Here is a 22,493-nt window from a genome sequence, read left to right as displayed (position 1 = left end):
TGCGGCGGGCCGGTCCCCGTCAGGATGGCCTGAAAGGCGGCCATCCTCAGCAAATACACACTGGCAGATCACATTCGAACCGGTCAGATCACTCCTGCGATAGCGGCATCACAGCGGCCGTCTCACTTCCGTTTCGTGTCACTGTGAAACGGGCCTGGGATTTTTCTTCGGCAACAAGCGCGGCCAGCAACTCGTCCAGGCTCTCTGCGCCGTTGAGTGCGACACCACCCTGCGCCTCGCTCAGCAGAACATCGCCTTTCTGCAGGTCGCCCGCAGTCTCGGCTGGAACGTCTGACACAACGGTCTGCCAACTCTCGTCACCCGTGCTGCGGATTGTGAACATATAGCCGTTTTCCAATCCGACCGAGCGGATGGCGGGCAGGGCCAACAAACCGTTCTGCGCCCGTGTTTCACCCAAGGGGCGATACCGGGCCGCAACACGGATATAGCCGTCCGGGTCAACATTGAGGTTGTCGAGAACATGCGTTGCAAAGGACGCATCACCCCGAACCGGGCTGCCATTGAGCGTAAAGATCGTCGAACCGCGCTGAACCCAATCACCGATGACCGACATGTCCTGATTCTGATCAACGCCGGTTATCGAAAACGTATGCCCGGTCGACGCGCGGCGGCGCGAGATCGAGAAAGGAATATCCACATCCCAATGCGAGAATGCGATCTGGTTCTCGGCCAGATCCACCGGACCAGCCGGTTCCGCAACAGCGGTCTCGGCGGGGGCCGGATCATTGACCGCCGCGTCCGGTTCTGCGGCGGCTGCTTCTGTGGCAGCCGCTTCCGCAGCGTCGGAACTTGCCTGCTCGACAGGCGGCTCTGAAATTTCTTCTGGTGCAGGTGTGGCCACCGTTTCGGAGGCGGCTTCGGGTGTTTCTACAACCGTTTCCTCGGCGGGTTCAGACTCAACCACTGCTGGCTGTGCATCTGTGGCAACCACCGACGCAGTTTGCGTGTCATCCGCTTTGTCGCCACCCGACAAGACAAAGAAGCCACCCGCGGCAACTGCCAATGCAACCACAGCCACACCGGCCAACAGCTTGCCGCTGCCGCCAGACCCGCTCTGAACCACGGTGTCCACCGCGACCGGAGTGTCTTCTTTTGCGGCGAACTTGGCCCGTTCATCGTCTTTTTTGTCTTCGTTCCCCAGCGCAATATCGGCGTTTCCAGCCAGCAGCGCCGTCACGACCGCTTCGGCATTTTCGGTCTCGGCCTTGATCCGGGCTTTTTCCGCCTCTTTATCCGTGCGATCCATCCCGACGATGACCGAAACCGGGCGGTAGGCAAACGTATCGAACATCACGCCGGGGCCACGGAACATCCGCAACCAGTCCAGAGCGCTTTGCAGGCGGTCGGTAGCGTGAACCTCCATCGCCTTGTCGATGGCCTCAAGGAACCCTTCGGGGTAGCCGTCAAACCGACCGGCCAGCGGCGCGTAGGGATCATCCTGCCCATTGTTGAAGGCGTTCAGGCGGGATTGGCCATCAATCGGGCGCTCTCCGCTGATCGCGTGATACAAGGTCGCGGCCAGAACATAGAGGTCGCTGCTTGGGCCTTGCTCGGCCCCGCGCACGTAGAACTCGTGCGGAGAGTATCCGTCCTTGATCACCCGCAAGGTCAGCAGCGCCGCGGACTTGTTGGCCGCCTGTTCCCGTGCAGCGCCAAAGTCGATCAGAACCGGGTCGCCATTTTCGTCAATCAGTATGTTGTCCGGCGAAATATCCCGGTGCAGCATCCCGCTTTGGTGAATGAACGACACCGCCGACAGCATCTTTTCGGTCACCTGAACGATAAAGTCCGGGCCGCTTTCGTTTTCGGGGTTCTCGACGTAATCCAGCAGGTCACACCCCCGGATCAGGTCCATCGCGATATAGGCGGTGTCGTTGTCTTCGAACACCTGATGCACATCGACGATATTGGGATGCACAAGCCGCGCGTGGTTGCGGGCTTCCTGAATGAACAGGTCGATGATGGCGCGCAGGTCGTCTTTGTATGCCGGATCGTTCGGCGCCACCAGATCACCGTTACGGCGGCACAGGGCACCGGGAAAACACTCTTTGATCACCACGTCACGCTCCAGGCTGTCGCGCGCCAGATAGGTGATTCCAAATCCACCATTGCTGAGATATTTCAGGATTTCATACTGCCCGCGCAAAAGCTTTGCGCCGGGTTGAAGTCCTTCGATCTGAGGTTCGTCGTGCGATGCACCGACCGCCTGGTTGTGGCTCATTTCATTCCGCCCGTTCTACTCGTTTTGCGGTACAATAACCGGGCAAATCGCCCACGAACTCACAACCAAAAACAACCGCAGGACACTTGAGAACGGTTAGACGTTTCAAATTTGACTTTATTGGGGCCGCCTGATGGCTTCACTATGGATCGTTTTTGTGTGATGTCTATATTTAGACGCCTCACTATCTCCCAACACAATATGTTGTCTCTATGGCTAAGAAACATGAAAACTGACGCCCCGATTTGAGACGCTTGGTCTACGATTTCGAAACAATTAAGAATCGGTTTTCGCTGTTTTCGAATCGCCGCAATGCAGCTCAATCTATGCGAGAACGGCTCAGGTTCCGGTTTTTGGCTGCGCCGCAGCAACCGTGCTGCCAGCCCAGGCGAGGTTATCGCCCAGCTGTACCAGAATGCTGATCGCATCCTTCAACGGCGCATCGCCACTTTCGAATTGCAGCAACAGCAGCAGGTCCGTGGCCTTTTCGAACTCGGCCGGAATCCAGTCAGCCTCGGGGTCGATTTCACCGCCTTGCTCCAACCGTTCGGCGAAATCTTCGACGATTTCCTGACAGCTTTGCAGAAAGGCCGCAGGTTCGATTGATGAGGAATCGCGCAGGTCCTCATAGATGCTGGCAATTGCCGCCAGCCAATCTTCCAGAATCGGATTGTTCAAGGGCGGCAGGGCAGAGCCCAGCGTCGCTTGCATCGATGGCGCGTCAGACTGTTCAGGCTCGGCATCGGGGCCTTGCAGGGCTTCGAGATAAGGCAGAAAGTCCCGTTTCAGATCTTCGCGTGCAGCGTTCAGGTCGTGTTTGCGTCGGTCCGAGGCAGCCTCAAGAACCTGTTCGGCCAGATTCTGACCACCACAGGTTTCCCACAGGTCAAAGTCTGGCTCGGGCTCCTGCGCCATGGCGCGGACCGCGACCGGGGTGCCAATCGGAACAACCGCGCGGAACAGGCCGTCCTTGTCCTTGTTCAACCGCGCCAAAACCCGGTCCAGCGCATCGCGCACGGGCGGCAGGTCGGCATGGGTCACGGCAAGCAGGCTATTGTCGCGCAGCTCGGCGGGAACCTGTGCCCACAAATGACGCTCGGTCTCGCGCCAGGCGTTGGTTCCGTTGGTGCACCAGATCGCGCAGTCCACGAATTTCAGCAATTCGAGCGTTTGCTTGTACGTATCATCCAAAGCGCCCGATCCGGGCAGATCAAACAGTGAGATTTCCCGAAGGGCAGGGGTGTTCAGCCCAACCGAGATGAAATCAGGCTCATCCGCCGCTGCCTTTTCCAGCGCGATGCCGGAGTAGGTTTTGGGCTGCCTGTCCCACCATCCAACGGTTGTCTCGGGCGCGTCGGCATAGGCGACGATCACCAGCGGCAGCTTCAGGTGCTGCGGCCCCGTGGGCAGAATATCCGCACCGGCCAGCATATTGGCGAGGCTGGATTTACCCGCCCCGAACTCCCCCGCGAAACCGATATTGACCGCGTTTGACAGACGTTCAGCATGGGCCAGGGCGCGCGCGCGCATATCTTCCAACGCGGCGTCGGGCTCCATGTTTTCTGTCGCGGTCAGAAAGCGCTCAAGCTGGCGCACTTCCTGTTCGGTTCCGGGAAAGTCGATCATTCCGCAGCCTCTGCCTGTCTTTCTTCCGAATGGCCGGGTCCAAAGATGGTCTCCAGCTCATCCCTGATGCGCCGCGCCCGGTCAAAGGCTGTTTGCGCCTCGGCAACGGCATTGGTTTCACCTGCGCCGCTTCTGTGTTCAAGATGCCCGGCCAACAGGGCCAGGTAGTGATCCAGCACGGTATTCAGCCGTTCCAGCAAATCGTCCCGCGTGGTGTCGATCAGATCGTCGCCGATCAGTTCGAACTCTTGCACAATCATCCGCTCGGCCCGTGACACGACGCTGTTGCGCGAGATCAGGCGCGACAACCAGTTTACACGCAACTCAACCGTGATGCCACGGGTCAGCGCGGTTGTGTCCGGGCGGAACCAACGCACGGCACTGGTGTTCATGCGATTGTCGACCGGCTCCTGCCAACCGGGCAAAGCGCGCAGCGCCGCGTTGCACCGCATGTCGATGGCATAAAGCTCACTGAGCATCCGTTGACGCACCACTTGCGAGGCCCCCTGAACCAGTTCCCGCATCCGGTCGCGCAGGGGCGTAAAGTTCAGCTCGGTATCGCCTTTGGCCAGCAAGGGCGATTTACCCTCGGGACCACGCACAACGACCGAGACCGCCTCGGCCACGGTATCATCCATCACGCCACGCAAGTTGGACAGGATGTCGTCCATGTCGCGGGTAATGTCCTGTGTTTTTTCTGCGATGAGACCGCGCAGTTCGCCAAGAGTTTTGTCGTTTTCATCCGCGCTGGCCGTCGCATTGCCGGTTTCGTCCTCAAGCGCGCGCAGATGCGCCTGCGAGCGTTCGAACTCGCCCTGCGCAAAGCTGTTCAGGTGCTGCCACGCCATGCGCAATTGCTCATCCCGCGGCCCGTCGATCAACGCTTGCGTCACGTGACGGCGCAGGTCCGGCAGGCCCGATGCGATCATGGCCGCAAAGCGCAAGACAGCCTCGCGGCTGATCGGGCCGGGGCCTTGCTTGATCTCTTCCACCCCGTCCAGATACTGCCGCATCTGCTCGGGATGTGCGCGCAGCCAGGCCAGAACGTCATCGTGGTTGACGCCGGTTTCATCGCCCGTCAGCGCGTAGTGCGCCCATTGTGCGCTGCCCATCAGCACGTCGATATTCGAGTTTCCAAGCGCCTGTTCCAACCCGTCCAGAACGTCGGCACGGACCTTAGTAGCATCCCCGGCACCCCCGCCCAGTTCATCCACGCGGTTGATAAAGACCACGATCTGCCCAAGCTCCAACGCCTGCATCAGGCGGAACAGTTTCAGATCGGCACGCGACAGGGCCTGATGCGCCGACAGAACCACCACAAAGAAATCGGATTCCTTGAGGTACTGGCGCGAGATTTCTTCGCGGATCAACAGCGGGTCGTTGACCCCCGGCGTGTCCGTCACCGTGAGTGGGAAAGGAAAGTGACCGATATCAAAATAAACCTCGGCCTTGCGGGTGATGTCGCTGTAAAGACCCCGGTCGCTGCCGGGATCCAACGGGCCATCCTCGGTCGGGTCATCTCCGGCGCAGACATAGCGCGCCAGATCGTCCGAGGTCAGCTCTTCCAGATCGTGATGCTGGCCCAAAAGCTGTTCGTAGCTGTCGCCAAGACGCCGCTGCGCGCGGGTTTTCATCGCCTCGACCTGCTCTTCGATCATCTCGCGCTTATAGCTGTCCTCGTCATCGGGGAACATGTTGCGCAATTCTTCACCCTCGGCGATCAGCGATTGCCACTGGTGGTTGTCGAAGAAATGAAACTCGGCCCCTTCGGTCCGGCCCGAGGGGTGGCCAAAGTGCATATCCGTGATCACCGTGGTCCACGGGTTCACATCCGAGGGCAGATATTCGGCCTGCCCGGTGAACCCGTTGATCAAACGGGATTTGCCCGCCTTGATCTGCCCGACAAAGGCAATCGACGGTTTCAGATTGGACAGATCGCCGACAATGCGCGAGATGAACTGACGGGTCTCGTCATGGCTCGTCTCATTCATGTCCTCGGCTATGCGGATTAACTCGCGACGATTGGATTCACTCATACTCGTTACCCTGATAAAACTACACGACTTGAATTATTAGAAAATTTGAATGTTTTGGAGGCGATCATCCGTCCGCCTCCTGCAACGCAGTCCAAAGATTGACAACCGCCCCGAGTTTTCGGGCTTCATGCACAGCGATTGCGATCTGCTGGCCGTCATTCACAACGGCCAAACCAGCACCCTTGCCGCCGGACGGGCGCATGACGATCAGTTGGGGATGATCCAGCGCGGGCTGAGTGTCCTTGTCCCATCCAGCCAAATCGGCCGCAAACTGCGCCAGCAGCGCCTGATCCGGAGACAACGGCCCGCCTGGGGCGCACTCTTCGGCCATGTGAGAGATATCGCCGTCCTGCGCCGAGGCCAGAACGGACCCAAGCGCAAAGCGTTCTGCGCCTGCAAAAAACGTCTGGGCGAGTGTGCCGGTTGATTGCTGCTCGGGCAGTTCGGCAACAGGTTCTGAGTCATCGGGTACCACCGAAACAATCGGTTCCGCCGGAAGATCGATCTTGGCACAGGCGTTTTCGATTTCCCGCAGGGTAACGCCGACATCGTCAGCCTCCAGCGCCCTGTCCGGTTGCAGAGACAGCAACTCCAGCGGAGCAGGGGCAGATGCAATATCCGTCACCAGCCGCGCCATGTTTTCAATCAATTCGTCACGCGCCGCTGTATCGAAGTGGGGCACGGGGCCCGAGACAACGCGGAATACATCGGTCACGCGCGAGCTGTTCACCTCGATCGCCAGACAATCGCCATTGACGGCCGTGAACTCCAGACGGCGTGGCAGAATCGTGCCACGGATCACCCGCAAGACCTCGGCCCGGCGCGCAGCAGCCGTGTCCCCCGCGATCACCACCGCCGGGGACAATCGGGCAACAGACGACCGCCCGATATCTTCGAGCATGTCGAGTATGTCCGTGTCCATCATGCCGTGACCCCCTCTGGTCCCGTTCACACTGCGGCCGCAACCGGCCCCAGGCTTAGATGCGATTTCGTCAACGCCAGCCCGACATTCGCGCTGTTGCGACAGATGTAGCAGACCACATGATCGGGATATTCCCGGGTCCGCAGAAAGATGTTCAACCGGTCTTTCGAGAACACCGCGATTTCCCCAAATCCCGGATTGTCCTCGTCTTCTGTTCCAGCCTGACGCAAAAGCGCCTCAAAACCCGCCACCCCGCGCCCCTGAAACAGGTTCGCCACGGCGATTGCCAGTGAATCCAGATCAACCGCGCCGTCTGGATCGGCCGTGCTGGTGCCCAGCAGCATCCCCGTTTCCATGTCGATATACCCGGCTGCAATGCAGTCGGGTATCGTTTCAATCGTGGTGTTCAAGGCAGCCTGAATTGACATTTAACTAACTGTTTTACCTCACTAATAGGCGGTTAGCCCAATCCGATTTCGATTACAAGACATGCCATTCCGCCCCGCTGTTATCGCTGGTTTTAGGGATCGAGCGCAGCGTTTCCCTGGCTTGCTTAGCATTATGCTCGACCGCGATCTGATCGAACTCGGACAGAAAGGACTGAAAGACCTTGATCAAGGCTTCTGCGTCCGTTGGCAGATCCTCGTTTTTGGTCACTTCCTCCCACATGGCCGCGGCGCTTAAGGGCGCGCCAACCGCCACTTCGGTCAGATCATTCAGATCGACCACATGGGCTTCTGGACCATTGACCAAATCGGCTGATGCCTTGATCTCGACCAGACCGCTGGTTTCGGGCTCGGGCTCGTATTCCTCTGCGCCCTCGTCCTGTTGTTCGGCCATCAGTGCCGTGATCGAGGATACCGAGACCTCGATGCTGCGCTCTTCAGGTTGCGCCTGATCTTGCGCAGGGTCTGCAATCGCTTCGGGTGTTTCGTTCAACGTATTCGTCAGTGATGACAGCAGATCCTCGGACTCATCCGATGCGTCGTCTGCCAGGATGTTTTCAACTTCATCATCCAGTTCCGCGTCATCCAGAAGATCATAGTCTTCCAAATCGGCCTCGGGATCGGGAACAGCTTCGATGTCCAGCGGATCATTGGCCGTGTCCCGGAAATAGGCGCGCAGCTCGTCCTCATTGCTTTCGTCAATCTCGGGCGTCGACTCGGGCACCATTTCGGCGCGCAAACGCTCGGCCTCGGCTGCGTCGATACGTGTGCGATCCGCATCTTCGGGGCGACGTTCCACGCGCGCCGGACGAACCGGAAAGCTGGTCACGACCGAGGCATCTTCGCCCGCATCCGTCAACGGGTTCACAAGTTTGAGCGGGGCCGAACCATCGGGCGCTGCCGTTTCGGCGGTCTTCGACGGGCGCAGCGGCTGCACCTTGGGCGCGTCGGACAGGCTTTTGTCGATCTGATAGCGCGCCAGTTGATCGGCGCGGTTGTCCATGATCTGCTCGGTGATCTCCAGAAAGCTGTCGATCATCTTGCCGCCGCCGCTGCGCGACCACATCTCGGCATCCCCCGTCTTGTCGCGCGCTTCAATCGCGTCACGTGCGGAAAACAGGATCGAGCGGTTGAACAGATGCCCGGCCTCGCGGTTCACGCGGCGCAGAACCTTTTGCCGGTCCTTGGCGCTCAGCGCGTCTGCCCGTGTCACCAGCAGCAGCGAATTGTGCTGCAACCGTTCGGGCAAGGACACCCAGGTCGCCCGCTCGGTCTCGCGCCAGGCTTGCGTGGCATGGGTGCACCACAAAACCCCATTGGCCTGACCAACGGCACGTTGCCATACATCGGTCGAGATTTTGGGGTCTGAAATACCCGGCGTATCGATCAGATCGACCGCCTCCAGAATATCCGCCTCAAGAAAGATGCGAATGAACTGCGCATCGTTGACGCCGACGGTTTCCAGCTGATCCAGCTCGATTTGTTCGGTGCTGCCGTCATGCCGTTTGACATAGGCCGGACGATTGCCCCAGCTAAACCAGACCGGAGGCAACTGCGTTGCCGTCACCTGCGTCGGCAAAGTGTGCGTGCGCAGCAAAAAGTTCATCAGGGTGGATTTCCCGGCACTGAATTCACCCATGAGGGCAAATACAGGCTTCCGGCGCGACCAATGCTCGATACGCTCCCATGCCTTGGGGGAAACGAAACGGTTATGTGTATCTTTTGCCATTTTTCTACTTATGCCGCTTCGTTGCTAAGGTCTTTCAGGATGTCGCCCAGAATCTCGTCCCGCGATTTCTGCAATTGCAGATTCGCCATCAGAGCCGGAGTCTGCCCGCCTTTTTCAGCCGAGGCCGAAATATTCAGCAGAGTCTCTTTCTGCTCGCGCATGAAATCGGCCAGCCCGGCGCGGACGTTTTCCAGAACCGCTGCGATCTGGTTTTCCTCGATGTCCTTGGTGATCGAGTTCGCCTCGGACGCGATCAAACGGGTATAGTCGGCGGCATAGGCCTCGAACCCTTTTCGGCGTTGCCACCACCTGCGCCACCAGGTGCTTTGCAGATCCAGCGCGATGGTGCGCCCGATGCCCAATGGGGGTGGCACGCGGGGTACGATGGGCGCTTCGATACTGAACTCACCCAGATGGTTGCCCAGCAGCTTGTGATACAGCGCCTCGACATCCGCTGTGGCCGCGGAATAAAGCGCCCCGGCCTCTTTCTTCATGGACCGGGCAAAGCTGAAATAGGCCGCCTTTTGCAGCGTTCGCAGACCCGCCGGATCGTATTGCCAGGTACCTTGTTCGCCATTCTCCTCAAGATGCGCGATCAACGAGTCGGTGGCGCGTTTGACAAAATTGGCCTCGGCCGCGTTCAGACGTTCCAGCACCTTGTCGCGCAGCGAGGCGGTCAGGTCGGCGACTTTCTTTTCATATTCCGAGGCCACAGTGGCAATGGCGTCCTCGGGCGAGGCCCCATCCAAATCGCGAACAACGCCTTCGCCACCCGACAGGGTCTTGGCAACGGCCGTTGCGCGGATCTGGCTGGCGATGTTGCGCGCGCGGTGGCGTACCCGGTCCAGCAAACGCGCACCTGCGCCTTCGGCGATGCGTTCATTCATCGCCAGCAGCAGGTCCGGCAAGCCAGACAGCGCCCAGATCTTGTCCAGCGAGGGGGCCTGATCGCCAAACCCGGCAGCTAGATAGAACGTGTTCAGCGTCTGCCGGGATTCTTCGGTCAGAATGTCCGGGTTGCCGGTCAAAGCAGCTTCGGCCCACAGGGCGCTGCCGAACACAACGCTGGTATTGGCGTCGATATTGTTCTGTTTCAGGGTGTCCTGAATGCGATCCCGAATTTCAGGAACCTGATTGACTGGGTCCGCCAGCTCGTCGATCCGGTTGACAAACAGAATGATCTGGCGGTTTTCGAATTGCGCGATGATCCGCATCAGCGCCATGTCCATGGTGGTCAGCGCCTGGCTGGCGGCCAGAACCACAACACAGACCTCGGACCCGCGCAGGCTGCGCAGCGTGATCTGTTCGCGCACCATGAAGGTATCGTTCACACCGGGCGTGTCGCACAGCTTCAGCGAGATCGGATATTGCGGGATATCCATGAACAGCTCGGCCGATTTCGTCACATCGGCAAAACGACCCGTTTTCGGGTCGATATCCGGGTCGTCCTCGTCACCCAGACAGACATAGCGCTGGATCAGTTTTTCGTCAAAATAGTCGTATTGGTGGCTTTGACCCAGAATCAGGTCGAAATGCTTGCCCAGACGGTCTTCGGACTTGGCCTTCATCTCGGCGATCTGACGGCGGATATCGTCCATCTCGTCATCAGCACCGGCCCGGTTCGCCAGTTCACCCAACCGACCCCCGCCGACCATCAGATTGTCCCATTCTTCCTGCTCGAAGAACGTGAACTTGGATTTCGTATCACCGGGGGGGCGCGTGTTGATATTCAGCGTCGTCACCACCGAGGTCCACGGGTTCACATCCGAGGGCAACAGGGCAGGGCGGCCTGCCAGAATATTCACGATCGAGGACTTACCCGCCTTGACCTGCCCAACCATGGTGATGCTGGCGGTGAAATTCTCCATCCGCGTCTTGAGCGTGGCCAGCCGGGCCGAAGACCGCGCATCGGCCACCTCTGTCAATTGGTCGATCTGTGCCGTCAAAGACGACATTGCCGAGGTCATCGGCGCAAGGGCTTCGTTTCCGACAGACAAAAGGTGGTCATTGCGCGCCATGGGTCAGCCTCCGGTTCCGGTGGCAGCAATCTGCGGCTCATGCGACATGCGGCCCGCAGGAAGGCTGGTCAGGGTGTCGATACGGGCGATCAGGTCCAGCGCGTTCCCCAGAATCTCGGCCTCGGCGCGAGGGGAAATTGTTTCATAAGCCACGGAATCGGCCAGAACTTCGATGGAGCTAAAGCGGTCGCCATTTTCAAGGCAGGCCACGCGCCGGCCCGTCGGGAACCCGTCGGACTTGGCAGCGGGCAGGGGCATACGCGCGTTGGCCAGCAGGTAATGCTCGCCCGAATGGGTGCGCAGGGAAATGCCAAAGCCTGTATCGGGATGATCGCGGTTCAGGGTCTTGAGTTCACCCAAAAAACTTTCACGAGCAAAAAAGATCGCATCTTGCTCGGCGGCAGCGGAGTTGTTCAGATTGGTCACGGCAAAGAACCTTGTACTGGAGTTGAGCGGAAAACTCGTACGGTGCCAAGGCGGCGAAAAAGACTCATTAACTCCTGCGCTCAACAAGCCCGGCCAAGGCGGTGTTAATTTGACGCGAATAAGATTTTTTGGTGCTTGAAATGTGGCGCAAATGTGATGCGGCGTGCGCAGGAATGCCTCAACCTTTGAGTGTATTACGGGGTTCCGAAGATTTTTTCGGCCGAGTAGAACGCTGCTTTCAAACCTGACGCAAGGTGAGGTGGAAAAGATGCGATTGGAGTTTCAATCATCTTAAAATATTGTTTTATTTATATTATTTCCGGCCACGTCGAATTTTCTTCGCCCAAAGCCCTGGCAGACAACACCGCTCTGGGCTGGAGGCTGTCCGCGACTTAGGGTGAAAAGACGTTCCGTTTTGCACCCTCAGTGTTGACTGACACAACGTAAACGCGTTTTCCCAAGGCGAACACTGACGAACCATTGTGTCGCCGATCAGAACAATTGTGGCACCCGGAATCCGTCGGCTCATCGACATCAAGATACGTTCCAAATCGTGGAATTTCTGCCAGAGAAACTTACTCAGCCGTCGCTGGGATCGAACGCCAAGCAGTGTCTTTCGCGGCCAAAACCCCTGCCAATCAGAGGGGTTTGGTCCGATCATGACAAACTTGCCTTCGGATCAAATTTACCCCTCGCACTCGGCCACAAGCTTTGTTATGCAGCGCCTCAGTCCGGCACGCAGGTGCCCGGTTGCGGGTGTGGCGAAATTGGTAGACGCACCAGATTTAGGTTCTGGCGCCGCAAGGCGTGGGGGTTCAAGTCCCTCCACCCGCACCATCAAAAATCGAAACAACAATCCGATACGGCCGTCCTGAATTGCCTTCGTGCATGCAATCGCCGGGTGATCACCGGATCTGCAACACGCCGCAGCCCTAGCGCAGGGCAATCTCGGACAACCCAAGCTTGCCCAGCAGAATTTTAACAATACCAACCACGTCGTATTTGTCTTCGACGCGGGCCCGTGACGCCGCGCCCATCTCGGGGACAAGGCTTTCATCTTCGACAAACCGAAGCATCGCCTGCGCCAGATCATCCGGGGAACGTACCGGAGTGACAAATCCCGTGACGCCTTCGACAACCGGATCGGGGCATCCCGGCGCGTCAGAGGTTACGATGGCTCGCCCGGTGGCCATGGCTTCCAGCACCGTCCGGGACAATCCTTCGCGGTAGGAGGGCAGCACAAACACCGAGCAAGCAGCCAGATACGGGCTCACATCGTTTGTTTCACCAAGGTATTCCACGATGCCTTCCGACCGCCACATCTCAAGATCCTGCGGCTGAACCGAGGCGGGGTTCGCATCAAGGGGACCCAGCAATTGACACCGGATTTCCGGATGGATGGCGCGCAGCTGTCTGGCAGCCTCGACATAGTCGAAAACGCCCTTGTCGCGAAGCAACCTTGCGACCATCAGAAATACAGGAGGTCCTTTCGGCGGAGGTGAGCTGGGAAAGTTTGAAAGGTTGACGCCGGATCCGTGAACAATGGTCACTTTGGTCTCAGGCCCAACCAAGCGTTTGGATCTGAACTCGGCCGCATCATCCTGGTTGTAAACAAGAACCTCTGGCACGCGTTTCAGCGCATGTCGGTACAGACGCACGGCACCGGCTTTCAGAACCCGCTTGTGCAGCTTGTGTTCCAGATCCACAAACACATAGCCCAACCCCGTACACATCGGCAGAAACTGTTTCACGCCCGCCATGCGCGCGGCCAAACCACCGTAGATGATCGGCTTCATTGTATAGGCAAACACAGTGTCCGGAGAATACGAGCGCATCGCCCGCACCAATCCAAGCAGTGTCTGCACATCCTTTGCGGGGCTTGTGCCCGTTCGATCCATCGGAACGCGCAGAAACTCGACCCCAATCTCGGACAGGCGGGCCTGGGTTTCGGGGTCATCATCAGGCGCGCAGGCCAGAACGTCCGCACGCTTGGCCATTTCCTTCAACAGATCAAAGCGGAAATTCACCAGTGAAGATGTCAGGCTGGCAATCACCATCACTTTGGGCAGTCTTCCGCTGCGGCACTGGCTCTGACCGTTGGACGGATCCATCAGATCCGAAACCGCAACCCCGGACTGCTGGGATATCGCAGATGATTGACTTATTTTCCGTGTCAAATCCGGCATTCCTGTCGCCCCATCAACCCGCAACCGGTTCTGTTCTCAGGGCAAGACTGGCCGCGTCCGCCATCGTCAAAGATGGCCAGTCATACTCGGATTTCAGTACTTCATATTCGCTCAGAATGCGACTGAGCATTAAGATGTTGTCTTCGGTGTTCACGCCAAAATTGTGAGGGTGAAACCAAAGATGGAACAATTGCCTACCCTTGGCCGCGCTGCGCATTTCGCGCCGGATTGCGCTGGTTTGCAGCCGCGCGGCACTGGGAAATCTGTTTGAATAGGGTCTTAAAAACCGGCTGGCCGGAACGTTGCACAAACCAGCCTCGCGCTTTGCATCGACCGAGGTTGTGTGCGGTCTGGGGACATAGCTGTTGGCCAACCTTGATGCGCGGCGCATCAAACCTTCGTCGCGTCGCGCGCTTGGTGTATCAAAGCCAAACGGGCCCGGACCGCGGAACACATCGATGCCTCGGTCACGACAGACGTCCAGCGCCTTGTCACAAACCTGGTTTCTGGGAAACACGATGCTTCTTGGGCGGCTCTGCACCCGGGCCGAGGCTGCAATCGACGCATCTAGATCGGCCTTGAACGCAGCCTGATCCAGCGGCTCTTCCAGACAGAAGTAATGCGAAAATGTGTGCGTGCCAATTTCCTGACCCGGGCAACCAACGACCTGCCGGACCAGCGACAGGCCAAAATGATAGGGGTCCTTTTTTTCGTTTTCGCCCAGCTGTTCGAGAAAGGAATATGTTGTGTTTCTCTTGTCGCGAAATTTCGGCTTGCGCTCGGGCAGGGCGGCCAAAAGCTCATCCCGGTCGTCAAAAAACAGGAACCCGACGGTTGCCCAAGTGGCCTTGATCCCGAAGCTGGAAAGCAAGTCCAACAGTTGCGGGACAACGTTTCGAACGCCAAGGACGTTGGCGCCGTAGCTTTCCACTGTTTGCGAAGGATAGACGCCCCACATCAACTCAAAGTCGAGTGAAAGAACAAATCCCCCGTTGGATTGTGACCCCGATAACACCAGCTTTTTACCCGTTTAACTTTTACTAAAATACAAAATCGTTCTGATAACCGTCGGTTGATAGACGCGACACAAGAACGCCTAACACGATTAATTGCTAACACGGCCCGGAAAAACTTGCTATACATTCCGAAAATGAATTTTAACCATTGCAATAGTTAAGAATGTCCAAATCACTCAGCGACAGCACAAGCATCCCCGATACGATTATCATTGGCGCGGGCCCGTCGGGCCTGAGCGCGGCGTTGGAACTTCAGGCAGCCGGGCAATCATCGATCATTCTCGAACAAGGCACCGAGGTTGGCGGCCTGATGCGGTCCCCCCGCTGGGGGGACTTCATTCTCGATTTGGGGCGCAAAGAGCTATACGCCCGCTTTCCCGAGATTGATGATCTTTGGAGCAAAATGCTTGGCGATGACTACAGGGATTACCCGCACCGCGTTGGCAGCCTGTATCAGGGCAGGATCGTTGAAATGTCTGGCGGGTATCGGGGCGCAACGCGCGGCATGCCTGTAACATGGCTGGCGACGGGCGGGGCTGCGATGCTGAAGGGTTGGATCAAGGGAATGGTCAAACAACCCCAGACATATCAGGACTTTTGGTATTCCCGCGTTGGCAGCAAATTCGCAAAATTGCTGGCCCAAGGGTATTGGGAAAAGTTCCGCGGTGCCCGATGGGCTGACATGCCGCCACCCGAGGCGGATCCGACCGGGAACGGCACCAAATCCGGGCGTTTGGCCTCTGTCAAACAGGCTTTTACGATGGCGCGACGTGGGGGCGTTTCAAAACAGCTTGCCTGGCGACACCCGTATTTCGGCACTGGTCAACTTTTTGAAAAGCTTGCAGCCACCTATGACGACAAAGGCGGCCAGATACAGTTCGGAGCCACAGTCACCGATCTGAAACCGATCAATGGCGAGCAGGTGCTTGTCCGTTGGATCCAAGATGAGGTCGAGCACGAAGCGACCGTTCGCAACGTTGTGTCCAGCATGACGATCGAAAACCTGTGGGGCATGCTGAAAAAGCATGCCGACAGTGACGTCCAGACCCCACAGCCCAAGCCCGAGGCGGATCGGTCAGTGCTACTGGTCTACCTGTTCCTGAAGGCACCTCACAGTTTTCCGCACGCGTGGCTCGAAGTGAACGATCCCAATCTGGATTGCGGGCGCATAACCAATTTTGGGGCCTTTGGTGGCGGGATGGTTCCCGAAGGGCAGGGCGTTTACTGCGTTGAGTATTTCTGTGCCGCGAACGCGCCCATCCTGCAGCTCAGCGAGGAAGATCAGGTCAAAAAAGCGATCTCGGAACTCGAAGGCGCAGGCCTTGTGAAATCCAGCGACATGCTGGGCTCAAAAGTGATTCATTTCCCGCGTACCAATGCGGCTGCCAGTTGGCGTGAACAACAGACGAACTACCGAACCGCCGTGTTTCAGGAAGTTAAGAAGTTTTCTTCAATCTACCATGTGAACCGTCCCGGAGCCGATTGGGCCAGCCTGACCGGCATACAAGCCGCCCGCGCGATTTCCTCGCAAGATCGCAACGGGTTTGATTTGATCGCTGACCCGACCATTCGGCAAAAGGACAACATACCGACCGAGGCCACATCTTCACGTGTTTAGGGTGTCCTGGCTGCAATCTGTCTGATTTTGTTACGGCAACGACGTTGATTTTGTCAGATCCAAGCAAATGAAATTAACATAATCATAGTTATAAGTCTTTTAGAACGCCTCAAGATTACCCAACAGAATTGACGTCATGTCCGCCTCGATCACCCCATCAATGGCGACCACATCCACACCTGTTTCATAGTCGACATTGGACGCGGTAATGCCGGAAAGATCCGCGTCGGCATCCAGGAAGACCCATTTCGCGTCATGTGCTGACGGTTGCCCAACAGCCACTTGCAGAATCGCCAGCGCGTCCAGCGCGTTGATCGCACCGTCCTGTGTAATATCAGCAGCGATCAGGTTTTCCGGCGCGGCGGGCCCGAATGTCGGTTCAAGCCCGACCGCAATCCGCAACACCTGAAGCGCATCCAGCGCTGTGATTTCGGCGCTGGCGGTCGAATACCCTTTGGTGATGTCCAACTCGCCAGTGTAGGTCCCTGTAGGCAGGCCCAAGTCGAACCTGCCATCCTCATCCGCTGTGGTGCTGATCGTGCTGTTGCCGTCGGGAGTGAAATGAATTTCGGCATCTCCCAGCCCCGGATTGGCCCCCTCGGAATCAATCGAAACGCTGCCCTGAATGCCATCAGAACTCGGCGGATCGGTCACTCCAAGATCGCTGAAATCGACGGGGATATGGTCCGGCCCGCCAAAACCGGCACCAAAGATTTCATTGCTCGTCAAAGGACCGCCCGAGGCTGATGTGAGTTGAACAACCTCGTCGCGATAGGTGATCTCGGCCCCGTCGGCGGTTGAGGTGACGGTCAGCTGCGCGGGGGATCGCAGCAACAGATAATCAAACAGGTCCAACCGATCCACGCCTGCCTGAAAGTCGGTGATCGTTGTCGGGCCGCTGCCCGATTGCATGACAAAGATGTCGGCCCCTGCCCCGCCCGTCATGGTGGTCGCCCCTGCCCCGGCGATCAGAATGTCATCGCCCGCACCGCCCGACAGGTCAGTGTTCAGTACGCCACCGCTCAGCATATCATCCAGCGCAGTGCCGGTTACGGTACCAAAGCCTTCGCTCACCACACCCAGATCAGCGACGGACACCGTAAAAAGGTTCACACCCGCGTCGATCTGGCTGGTTGCAAGAATCTGCAACTCGTCCCCGACATGCGCAACGCTCAGGCTTTCGACATTCTGCAGCCCGCTGTCCAAAGTGTCTGCATAGCTGTCCAGATGCACCAACTGCCCGTTCGGGGTCATGGTGAACAATGTGATACCGTCATCGCCGCCACCGGCGACCACAAACACCCGGCCGTCCACCTCGATCACCGACAGATCCTGTACCGAGGCGAACCGGGTATCCAGCGAATCCAGCACATGGTCAGTCGGGATCAGACTGCCATCGCTGTGCAGCTTCATGACGCTTAGTGAGTTGCTGCCCGACCCGGCAACAATCACCCAGGATTCGCCGAACGCTTCAACACCCTCGACCGCCGTTGGCGTCGCGATGCCCAACGTTGCCGTGGCCGCGCTGTTGTCGACAGCGCTCAGCGTTCCGGTCCCTGCGACCGTGTATGTCGTGATGCTGTTGCTGGCGGCGTCTGTGGCAATCACGATCTGGTTTGCCCCAACCTGAATCGCCTGCATCGAATCGGCAGCCCCTGTGATGAGACCGGCAAGGCTCAGCGTGCCGTCGCCATTGGTGACATAGGTCCCGATCTGGCCGGTATCCTCATGCGCCATCGCCAAAAGGTCGGTCGCGCCAACGGATAAATGCACCAAAGCGGACAGATCCCCTCCGCCGCTCAGGGTTCCTGTTTCCTGCAGATCACCGATGGTGCCATCCGGGTTCAAATCGTAGCCCACAAGCCCCGTGGCGGTATCTATATCTAACGCCAATTGGTCGGTTCCTGCCAAGGAAACAGGCGTTCCCGAGCGTCCCACCTGAAACGTGATTGTGCCGCTGTAATACTCGGTGTCGACCAGCTGAGGGATGGACCCATCCACCAGACGCCAGACCGCGATCCCCCCTGCCGGGCCCGTCACGGTGTAGAGATACGTGTCCCCGTTAAACGTTTTTAAAGCCGTATCGCCGATACCTGAATCGAGCGCCGTGCTCCCCGTTGCGACCAAAGTTTCGAATTGCACCATCATTGCCATCACCCCACCGCCACCTCTGGCGTTGCGAACAGGATCAACTGATGCCCGGACCGAAACCAAAGCAGGAATGTGGTGAAAACGAGGAGTTCGGCTTCAGTTTAGTTCAATTTTTTCGGGTTCGATCGCCGCAGAAACCAAAGGGAAAGACAGATGAGCAAAAGCCTAAACGGGGCGCACTGTCCCCCTTCCGAAACCGCGGAAAACACATGTGAGGGTAAGATGACCAAAGCACCTGAGTCCCAATCTCATCCGGGCGCAGATCGCAAACAGCACATTCGTCAGTGGATCGACGGCAAGATGAAACGCTGGGCCGGGCGCGGTCTGGCGGGCGGTCTGGGTTCCACGCTGATGGCGCTGCCCGCCCTGTCTCAGGCCACGATTGAAGAGCTGTACGCCTTTCAGTTTGCCGAAACCATCCCCGGCGTGCAGTCGGCCAAGCTGTTGAAAAACGGCGACGTCCTGCTGAAAATGGCGGATGGCCGCAGCTTGATTGTCGCCGCTGAAAACGTTCAGATTTTGGACAGCGGCGCGATTATGATTGCCGAGGCAACGGTTGCCGAAATCGCTCAGTTCAGCATTGCCGAGGCTGGCGGTGCTGCCGCAGGCGGCATCAGTGGCGCAGGGGCGGCCTTGGGTGGTCTTGGCCTTGCCGGAGCCGCCGCAGCAGCGGGCGGTGGAGGCGGCGGCGGTGGCGACGACACCGAACCTGCGCCAACCGCCCCAACTCCTGCGCCGCCGCCTGCACCCAGCTACCCAAGTCTGAATCTTGCCGATTTGCAGGGTACGGCGCTCAATAGCGCCAGCACCGACGTCACCGCGCCCGATGGGACCAGCACGGTCGAGGTGACCATCGGATCACTGGTGACTACAGCGACGCCCAACGCCGATGGCAGTTGGAGCATTTCCCTGACCCCATCTGAGGTCAGCGGCCTGCCGCAGGGGGTCTCAGAAATCACAATCCGCAACCTGGATGGCACGGGTGAGGAATTGTCGACTGAGACCGTCACATTCGACATCGATACCGTGCCGCCCACCGTGTCGGTGACAGGCTTCTCGGACGGCGCTGTCCTGAACAGCGCCGAGCAGGCAACGGATTTGACAATCACTGGTACAACCGATGCAGAAAACGGACAAACCGTTACGGTTTCCCTGAATGGGCAAACCTACACCGGCACAGTCTCTGGCGGCACCTGGAGTGTCACGGTTCCTGCGGTGGACCTCGCGTCGCTTCCAGATGGCGCGACGATTTCGGTCACAGCAGATGTCTCGGATCAGGCCGGGAACCCCGCGCCTCAGGCCAGCAGCAGCTTTGATACTGATTTCAGCGCGCCAACCTTGACACTGGATCCGGTCGCCGGGGGATCGATTGATCTGGTCGACACAACTGGTGATCTGACCCTGACGGGCGCCACCACAGCCGAAGATGGCCAGACCGTTACCGTCACGCTGGATGGGCAGACCTACACCGGCACAGCGACCGGCGGCAACTGGAGCGTGACGGTCCCTAACGCTGACCTGTCCAGCCTGACCACAGGCGTTCCCGCCGACATCAGCGTGACGGTTGACGATACAGCGGGCAACCCTTCTGTCCCCGTCACGGTCTCGGTACCGGTCGATCTGACAGGTCCATCAATCAATATCTCACCTCTTGCCGTCGGGTCCGTTCTGAACGCAGTTGAGGTCGGGTCGGATCTGACTATTTCCGGCACAACCGGGAATGTCGGCGACGGTCAGACGGTTACGGTCACATTGGACGGGCAAACCTATACCGGCACAGTCTCTGGCGACACCTGGAGCGTCACTGTCCCAACCGCAGATTTGACCGCACTGGCGGACGGGGGCGACTTCACGATCACGGCTGATGTTTCGGACGCAGACGGACTGGCCGCCCCGCAAGCGGATGTAAACCTGTCGAAGGATGTCACCGCGCCGACGCTGAGCATCGACAATTTCTCGGACGGGGCAGTCATGAGCGCTGCGGAACAAGCCACAGACCTGACCATCTTAGGGTCCACATCGGCTGAGGATGGGCAAGTCGTTTCGGTCACTCTGAACGATGTGACATATACCGGAACCGCCTCTGGCGGAGGGTGGAGCGTCACAGTTCCCGCAGCCGATCTGGCAATCCTGTCGGACGCTGCGACAATTTCCGTCATAGCTGACGTGTCCGATGTTGCGGGCAATCCGGCGGTTCAGGCCAGCAGCAGTTTCGACACGGATTTTACTGCGCCCACGATTGCGATATCCACCCTCTCTGACGGGGCCGTTATGAACGCCTCCGAACAGGGAACCGATCTGAGCGTATCGGGAACATCCGACGCACCTAGTGGAACTGTCATAACCGTAGAGATCGCCCGCCCCGACGGCACCGTGGACATAAGCGGCACCGCAACCGTGTCCGGGGGGAGCTGGACCTTCACTGCCCCTGCCTCCGATCTGAGTGGGCTGCAAGACGCTGTGACCTATGACGTCACTGCGTCGGTCGAGGACGCGGCTGGAAACGGCAACCAAGCAACCACAACCTTTGCCACCGATTTCTCGGCACCGTCCATCACGATGGATGCCCTGCCGGTTGGCGCAACGCTGGACGTGATCGAGCGCGACAGTGACCTAACCATCTCGGGCACCACAACGGCTGAGAACGGCCAGACCGTTTCGGTCACGCTGGGCACCGAGACATACACTGCAACCGTGACCGGGGGCACCTGGACCACAACCGTCCCGGCCTCGGACCTGGCAGCCCTGTCGGATGCGGGGACTTTCCCAATTGCGGCAACGGTGTCGGACGATGCCGGGAATGCCTCAGCCCCGGCCACAACCTCCATCACCACGGATTTCCGACCGCTTTTGAACCTGAATTCACTTGGCACCAACGGCTCTGTTTCGCTGGCCGACGCGCAAACATCCGGCCTTGTTGTCAGCGGCACGTCTGTTGGGCTAAGCGCGGGTCAATCGGTTGACGTCTTGCTCGGAAACAGCTCTGTCGGAACCGCAACGGTCGCTGCCGACGGGACCTGGTCTCTGACGGTTCCGGCCGCCGAGTTTTCGGGCACCGAGGCCGGTGATGACCTGAGTTTCACCGCTCAGGCAACTGTCTCCGGCGGGCCTGATCCTGTGCCCGCAACCGGCGAGACAACGGCGCATGTTCCCGCGGCGTATGTCATCTCGGAAATCGGGCAGTCCGGATCAGTAGTGACCTTTGCGATTTACGCCGACAGTGATCGCGATATCTCAAGCGGTCTGGCGATGACTGCAGATCTTGAGTTTGACTCGTCCGTTGTCACATACGACACCGGATCGGATACCGAGAATGGTGAGTTCGACCTGTTCCTGGCCAGCCCGGGAACCGGCGACGTCATTCGATTTGGCGGCGCGGCAACCACGTTCACGGACCTGTCGCAACCGCTGGTCACCTTCACGATGACGGTGCAAGACCCGACCCAACCCATTGAACTGACGATCACCACCCCGGATGGAGGACCGACGTTTTTTCAACTGGGAACAAACGGTGCCGATACCCTGACCGCCGCAGGCATCGACACAATTGTGCGCGGAGGCGACGGCGATGACATGATCGACCTCAGCGATGCGGGTCGCGATGTCGTCGTGTTCGAGGCTGATCCGGCAGAAAACGGGGTTGATACGATCACCGGGTTCTCGCTTGGCTCAGAGGCCGATGTCTCGGACGCTTTGATGTTCAATGGTTTGGATGTGCTGACGTTGCGCGGCAACGGCACAAATTTCGAAACCCTTGCGACAGGCGATGCTTTGGGCGCGGATACCGGGTTTGTCGGCCTGACAACAGTTCTGACAGATCTCACTGCTGGTTCCATCGAAGCCGCAGTTGAGAGCTTTTCGGGCGCGCTGGCGGGGGATGAGCTTTATGTGCTGGCAACCGACGGTACCGACAGCGCCTTGGTCAAAGTGGACTATTCGGCACCGGATACAGCCTCGGTTGAAACTGTTGCGATTTTTGACGGGCTGGACGATCTGAGCGGGCTGACTGCTGACAACATCCTGCACACAGACCCCACAGGGGCGACCGCATAGGTCGTCCCCGCAGGGCACAAATCT

13 protein-coding genes and 1 tRNA gene are annotated in these 22,493 nt (G+C 58.6%); 3 read left to right on the top strand and 11 right to left on the bottom strand.

Annotated features, from left to right (window positions below; all coding sequences use genetic code 11):
* Positions 1–88: 88 nt before the first annotated feature.
* From ACR0E6_RS14495 to ACR0E6_RS14460, 8 genes are all read right to left on the bottom strand, one after another.
* Positions 89–2,242 (bottom strand): serine/threonine protein kinase, encoded by a 2,154-nt coding sequence (locus ACR0E6_RS14495; protein WP_170453754.1) that lies wholly within the window; start codon positions 2,240–2,242, stop codon positions 89–91.
* Between the two features lie 339 nt (positions 2,243–2,581).
* Positions 2,582–3,868, bottom strand: coding sequence for a dynamin family protein (locus ACR0E6_RS14490; protein ID WP_480584586.1), 1,287 nt, complete (start codon positions 3,866–3,868; stop codon positions 2,582–2,584).
* On the bottom strand, positions 3,865–5,904 hold the full coding sequence (locus ACR0E6_RS14485) for a dynamin family protein (protein ID WP_480584584.1): 2,040 nt from the start codon (positions 5,902–5,904) through the stop codon (positions 3,865–3,867). The genes ACR0E6_RS14490 and ACR0E6_RS14485 overlap by 4 nt, the downstream gene beginning before the upstream one ends.
* 64 nt (positions 5,905–5,968) lie before the next feature.
* On the bottom strand, positions 5,969–6,829 hold the full coding sequence (locus ACR0E6_RS14480; protein WP_480584582.1) for a hypothetical protein: 861 nt from the start codon (positions 6,827–6,829) through the stop codon (positions 5,969–5,971).
* Between the two features lie 23 nt (positions 6,830–6,852).
* Entirely contained in the window at positions 6,853–7,254 is a 402-nt protein-coding gene (locus tag ACR0E6_RS14475) for a hypothetical protein (RefSeq protein WP_480584580.1), read from the bottom strand.
* Between the two features lie 52 nt (positions 7,255–7,306).
* Positions 7,307–9,001, bottom strand: a complete 1,695-nt coding sequence (locus ACR0E6_RS14470) for a dynamin family protein (protein ID WP_480584578.1) — start codon at positions 8,999–9,001, stop codon at positions 7,307–7,309.
* Positions 9,002–9,009: 8 nt separating this feature from the next.
* Complete coding sequence (locus tag ACR0E6_RS14465; protein ID WP_480584576.1) at positions 9,010–11,019, bottom strand: dynamin family protein; 2,010 nt, start codon at positions 11,017–11,019, stop codon at positions 9,010–9,012.
* A gap of 3 nt (positions 11,020–11,022) precedes the next feature.
* Entirely contained in the window at positions 11,023–11,445 is a 423-nt protein-coding gene (locus ACR0E6_RS14460; protein WP_170453747.1) for a hypothetical protein, read from the bottom strand.
* 752 nt (positions 11,446–12,197) lie between these two features.
* Between ACR0E6_RS14460 and ACR0E6_RS14455 the strand changes: the two genes are divergently transcribed.
* Positions 12,198–12,282 (top strand) — tRNA-Leu (locus ACR0E6_RS14455).
* 95 nt (positions 12,283–12,377) lie between these two features.
* Here ACR0E6_RS14455 and ACR0E6_RS14450 read toward each other — a convergent pair.
* Positions 12,378–13,556, bottom strand: a complete 1,179-nt coding sequence (locus ACR0E6_RS14450) for a glycosyltransferase family 4 protein (RefSeq protein WP_480584574.1) — start codon at positions 13,554–13,556, stop codon at positions 12,378–12,380.
* 88 nt (positions 13,557–13,644) lie between these two features.
* Positions 13,645–14,589, bottom strand: a complete 945-nt coding sequence (locus ACR0E6_RS14445; protein ID WP_480584572.1) for a polysaccharide deacetylase family protein — start codon at positions 14,587–14,589, stop codon at positions 13,645–13,647.
* Between the two features lie 221 nt (positions 14,590–14,810).
* Between ACR0E6_RS14445 and ACR0E6_RS14440 the strand changes: the two genes are divergently transcribed.
* Positions 14,811–16,265: an FAD-dependent oxidoreductase gene (locus ACR0E6_RS14440; RefSeq protein ID WP_480584570.1), complete on the top strand. Its 1,455-nt coding sequence runs from the start codon at positions 14,811–14,813 to the stop codon at positions 16,263–16,265.
* A 99-nt stretch (positions 16,266–16,364) separates the two neighbouring features.
* Here the strand turns inward: ACR0E6_RS14440 and ACR0E6_RS14435 are convergent, their stop codons facing one another.
* Complete coding sequence (locus ACR0E6_RS14435; RefSeq protein WP_480584568.1) at positions 16,365–18,413, bottom strand: dockerin type I domain-containing protein; 2,049 nt, start codon at positions 18,411–18,413, stop codon at positions 16,365–16,367.
* Between the two features lie 225 nt (positions 18,414–18,638).
* Here ACR0E6_RS14435 and ACR0E6_RS14430 point away from each other — a divergent pair, with 225 nt between their 5' ends.
* Complete coding sequence (locus tag ACR0E6_RS14430; protein ID WP_480584566.1) at positions 18,639–22,469, top strand: beta strand repeat-containing protein; 3,831 nt, start codon at positions 18,639–18,641, stop codon at positions 22,467–22,469.
* The last annotated feature ends 24 nt before the right edge of the window (positions 22,470–22,493 follow it).

The sequence above is a fragment of the Ruegeria sp. AP12 genome (genome assembly GCF_056540025.1).
This window is presented reverse-complemented; position numbering and strand designations above follow the sequence as displayed.

What these genes read in the sequence shown, in the direction of transcription:
- ACR0E6_RS14480 (WP_480584582.1), bottom strand. Translation starts at nt 6,829, where the DNA reads ATGATGGACACGGACATACTCGACATGCTCGAAGATATCGGGCGGTCG.
- ACR0E6_RS14445 (WP_480584572.1), bottom strand. Translation starts at nt 14,589, where the DNA reads ATGTGGGGCGTCTATCCTTCGCAAACAGTGGAAAGCTACGGCGCCAAC.
- ACR0E6_RS14435 (WP_480584568.1), bottom strand. Translation starts at nt 18,413, where the DNA reads ATGATGGTGCAATTCGAAACTTTGGTCGCAACGGGGAGCACGGCGCTC.
- ACR0E6_RS14475 (WP_480584580.1), bottom strand. Translation starts at nt 7,254, where the DNA reads ATGTCAATTCAGGCTGCCTTGAACACCACGATTGAAACGATACCCGAC.
- ACR0E6_RS14470 (WP_480584578.1), bottom strand. Translation starts at nt 9,001, where the DNA reads ATGGCAAAAGATACACATAACCGTTTCGTTTCCCCCAAGGCATGGGAG.
- ACR0E6_RS14450 (WP_480584574.1), bottom strand. Translation starts at nt 13,556, where the DNA reads ATGGATCCGTCCAACGGTCAGAGCCAGTGCCGCAGCGGAAGACTGCCC.
- ACR0E6_RS14465 (WP_480584576.1), bottom strand. Translation starts at nt 11,019, where the DNA reads ATGGCGCGCAATGACCACCTTTTGTCTGTCGGAAACGAAGCCCTTGCG.
- ACR0E6_RS14440 (WP_480584570.1), top strand. Translation starts at nt 14,811, where the DNA reads ATGTCCAAATCACTCAGCGACAGCACAAGCATCCCCGATACGATTATC.
- ACR0E6_RS14495 (WP_170453754.1), bottom strand. Translation starts at nt 2,242, where the DNA reads ATGAGCCACAACCAGGCGGTCGGTGCATCGCACGACGAACCTCAGATC.
- ACR0E6_RS14485 (WP_480584584.1), bottom strand. Translation starts at nt 5,904, where the DNA reads ATGAGTGAATCCAATCGTCGCGAGTTAATCCGCATAGCCGAGGACATG.
- ACR0E6_RS14490 (WP_480584586.1), bottom strand. Translation starts at nt 3,868, where the DNA reads ATGATCGACTTTCCCGGAACCGAACAGGAAGTGCGCCAGCTTGAGCGC.
- ACR0E6_RS14430 (WP_480584566.1), top strand. Translation starts at nt 18,639, where the DNA reads ATGACCAAAGCACCTGAGTCCCAATCTCATCCGGGCGCAGATCGCAAA.